Genomic DNA, 3,714 nt, shown 5'->3' with positions numbered 1-3,714 from the left:
CAGGCCACGGCCTGGGGCGTCTACATGCACGCCGAGGCGGGAAGGCGCCTTGCCCGGGCACATGGCCCACTGGGCTTCCTGGCCCGCGAGATCCCCGGCGAAATCCCACGCATCATGGCCAACCTGGAATCTCTCGGAGGACAGGACCCTGATCGTCCTGAACAGTGACCGGTGATGATGACAGGGGCGGTACAACTTCCCTGGCTTTGATCGTCAGCCGCAGGTCCGCGGCCGCTTGGCGAAGGCGGTGGCGGTTAGGTCGGCCGGCTATCTACTCTGTCGCTCTTCGCAGGGCGTCCGCCCAAACCAAAGTCGAACCGCCTCTGCCGAGCGGTCCAGGCATATTTCGCATCCCCCTGCAGCAGATGCAGGTGATCCGCGATGCGGTTGCGCTCCAGCCAGGCGATGGCGGCCTCGAGCTCGGCCAATGACATCTCGGCGCGGCCCTTCCGCATCACCCGCTTGAGCGCCGCTGAGTAGGCATGATGCGCCCCGGCGCCCTTCGGGATGCGGAGCATGCCTTCGTCCTCGATCACTTGGGCCGCCACCATGCGGCCGACCTGCATCTGCATCTCGCGCTCGCGCCGCGACGGCACCTCCAGCAGATCGGGCTGCCGGTTCAGCACCTGCTCCGAGCGGGCCGCGGCGAAGTCCGGCCCCGGCGCCAGCCGCGCCCAGCGGAGTGCCGTCGCATTGGAGGCGAGCGGCACGATCGGCTCGGCTCGCTCGCGGCCGTCATCGATCGGCAGCTCGCCCTGCCGGCGTGGCTTGCGATAGCGGGCCAGTGTACCCTGCTCGCGCTCGATGCGCTCCCGGAAGCGCCGGAACAGCAGATCGTCGGGGTGCAGCACCAGGGCGGTCTGGTCCTGGTAGGGGCCGGCCGCCGGGTCGACCCGGGTGGCACGGGCGATCATCTGCTCCAGCCAAGCGCGGGAGCGGATGTGGGTCACAGCGCGGCGCAGACCGCGACCGAGGGCGCGTCCAGCCCCTCATAGGCCATGGCGCAGGTCACCAGGATCGAGGGCTCCGGCCGCAGCCGGAAGGCGGCCAGGGTCGCGTGCGCATCCCGCTCATCGGCGGTGGCGATGCGGACGGCGTGCTCGGCCTGGCCGCGCGGCACCCAAGGCCACGACCCGATTGCCCGCACCGTCGCCTCGCACCTCCAAGGCCGGCGATGTCGACAGGAGGTAAGCGGCCGAGCCTCCCAGCGCGAACGGGAACATGACCGGGCTCGACGAGATGCCATCGACCGGGAGCGCGCGTCCCGCATACCGCAGGCACGCTTCGCTGAGCCACGCCGCGACCGGCGAGCCGTGCAGATCGATGGCATGTCGGCCGCAGACGTCACCGCGCTGCTGCGGGCCTGCCTGAAGCTGCTGGAGCTGCCGGAGCGCGCCCAGGTCTAACCGCCCAGTCCGAACAGGGTCGTCTGGCGCCGCTGCATCGCACCGGCCGATGGCCCACACGGGCTCGGCACTCGGCGGCACGACGCCGATGTGGGTGTGGATGTTGTAGGCTTTTCCCCGGGCTTCCTTGAAGGCTATTTCGTCGTGCGGCGCCCGGGCGAGCGCTCCGGCCCCGCCAAGGTCGGGAACTGGGGGCGAAGCGGCCATTTGTCCGAGAATGGTAGCGTCGGCGGCTTCGCGCCCCTCCCGAATGCGCGGCTGCCGCACCTCTCCCTTTGAGAGCGGGCGCACTCACCTCGCAGGCGCCTTGGCCCGCAGCTTGTGCCGCTTGAGTAAGAAAGATGGCATAAAATTCCTCAAGCCGTCAGCATGGGGGCTCTTCCTTAGCAGGGACGCGCCGCCATGCTGACGGATCGGTACGGCCTCCGCCTGTCCACCACCTCCTCGGAGGCGCGCGACGCCTACATCGAGGGGTGCGACCTCCTGCTGCGGATGTACCCCGGCGCGGCGGCCGCCTTCGCGCGCGCGACCGCTGCCGATCTGGGCTTTGCCATCGCGCACGCAGCCCGGGCGCGGGTGCTGCAGCTGGGCGGCGACCCGGCCGGCGCCCGGGAGGCCGTTGCGGCGGCACGCGGCGCTCTGGCCGGGGGCACGCCGGAGCGGGACGTTAGCCATGTGGCCGTGTTTGACCTGGTGGTCGGCGGCCGGCCCGCGGCAGCCCTCGAGGCCCTGCGGCGCCATGTGGCGAGCTGGCCGCGCGACGCGATGGCGGCGAACCTCGCGGCGAACCAGACCGGCCTGATCGGCATCTCCGGCAGCCCCAGCCGGGAGCAGGACCAGCTCGACTTCCTGGCATCACTCGCGCCGCACTACGGCGACGACTGGTGGTTCAACGGCCACTACGCCTTCGCTCTCTCCGAACTCGGCCACCAGTCGGCCGCGCGCCCACTGATCGAGAGGTCGATGGCGCAGTGCCCGTGCAACGCCTACCTGGCGCACACGATGGCGCACTTCCACTACGAGAACGGCGAGCCCGACGCGGCCGCCTCCTTCCTGCGGTCATGGCTGGCGGATTACCCCCGTGAGGGCATGCTCCACGGCCATCTGAGCTGGCACCTCGCCATTGTCGAGTTGCAGGCGGGCGCGATGGAGGAAGCCCTGCGGCTCTTCGACCGGGGCTTCGCCGGGGAGGACCACCCCGGGCCGGCGCTGGTGAAGCTGCTCGATGCGCCTTCCTTCCTGTGGCGGGCCGAGCTGGCGGGGCACCCGCGCGACCACGCACGGTGGGAGGCGCTGCGCGGGTTCGTACGTCGGCTCTTTCCGCGCCCGGGCCTGCCCTACGCCGACTGGCATGTCGCCCTGGTCGACGCCGTCGCCGGCGACCGCGCCGAGGCCGAGGCGCGCACGGCCGAGATCGAGGACATGGTCCGGGAGGGGCGCTATCCGGCAGGGGCGACCGTGGCCACCTTCGCGCGCGCCCTCGGTGCCTTCGAGCGGCGAGATTATGGCGCCGCCATCACCGGCATCGAGGGCATCCTCGCCGAGCGGGAGCGGATGGGCGGCAGCCGCGCACAGCTGGACCTCGTGGAGTTCACCCTGCTGCGGGCCTACCTCGCGGCCGGCCGGCACGAGGACGCACGCCGCCTGACGGCGGCCCGGCGGGCCGGCCCGCGCGGCATCCCGGTGGCCGGCCTCGAGGCGGTGCAGGTCCACTGAGGCCCGGAGGACACGCCGTCCACCTGCGCCGCTCGCCCGGGCGGCACGCCCGCCTCACGCCCCTCCCGCCGGACCGAGGACCTGGACGGGATCGCGGCCGCCGTCAGGCCCGCGCGCGGGGCGACGCGGGTGCCCCGGCGGAGGTGACCGCCGTCCCGGGCCGCCTCGCGCACCAGTCCGTCGCGCGCTCGTAGGCATCGGCGACCCGCAGGACGGTGACCTCGTCCCAGGCGCGGCCCACGACCTGCAGGCCGATCGGCAGGCCGTCCGCCGAGAAGCCGCAGGGCACGGAGACCGCGGGCAGGCCCGTCAGGTTGAACGGCGCCGTGTTGCGCATGCGCACCCCGGTCAGCGCCGTCTCGTCCTCCTCCGCCCGGCAGGCCGGGACTGGCGTCGTCGGCATCACCAGCACCTCGAACCGGGCCATCGCCCCGATGAAAGCGTCTACGATGACCCGCCGCGCGCGCTGCGCCTGCAGGTAATGAGCGGCGCTCACCATCGAGCCCGTCTGCAGCGCGCCGCGCAGGGTCGGGCTAAGCAGTTCCGGGCACCGGCGGAGCCGATCGGCATGGTAGGCTGCAGCCTCCGCCAG

At 72.3% G+C, this 3,714-nt stretch carries 4 protein-coding genes; 1 reads left to right on the top strand and 3 read right to left on the bottom strand.

Annotation, left to right across the window (positions count from 1 at the left end; translation table 11 throughout):
* Positions 1-254 precede the first annotated feature (254 nt).
* Together H7965_RS29085 and H7965_RS29080 are read right to left on the bottom strand one after the other, a co-directional pair.
* Complete coding sequence (locus H7965_RS29085; protein ID WP_186773988.1) at positions 255-950, bottom strand: hypothetical protein; 696 nt, start codon at positions 948-950, stop codon at positions 255-257.
* Complete coding sequence (locus H7965_RS29080; RefSeq protein ID WP_186773987.1) at positions 947-1,120, bottom strand: P-loop NTPase family protein; 174 nt, start codon at positions 1,118-1,120, stop codon at positions 947-949. The genes H7965_RS29085 and H7965_RS29080 overlap by 4 nt, the downstream gene beginning before the upstream one ends.
* A 688-nt stretch (positions 1,121-1,808) precedes the next feature.
* Here H7965_RS29080 and H7965_RS29075 point away from each other — a divergent pair.
* Positions 1,809-3,122, top strand: a complete 1,314-nt coding sequence (locus tag H7965_RS29075; RefSeq protein WP_186773986.1) for a tetratricopeptide repeat protein — start codon at positions 1,809-1,811, stop codon at positions 3,120-3,122.
* A 103-nt stretch (positions 3,123-3,225) separates the two neighbouring features.
* Here the strand turns inward: H7965_RS29075 and H7965_RS29070 are convergent.
* The coding region (locus H7965_RS29070) for an amidase family protein (protein ID WP_261394428.1) at positions 3,226-3,714 on the bottom strand (489 nt) is incomplete at its 5' end.

It is taken from the genome of Siccirubricoccus deserti (assembly GCF_014283215.1).
In the GTDB taxonomy this organism is placed as follows: Bacteria; Pseudomonadota; Alphaproteobacteria; order Acetobacterales; family Acetobacteraceae; genus Siccirubricoccus; species Siccirubricoccus deserti.
Note: the sequence above shows the minus strand (reverse complement) of the source record. Positions and strands in the feature narration are given on the sequence as shown.

Bases quoted from the DNA above. Each gene is read 5' to 3' on its own strand.
- H7965_RS29075 (WP_186773986.1), top strand. From the start codon at position 1,809: ATGCTGACGGATCGGTACGGCCTCCGCCTGTCCACCACCTCCTCGGAG.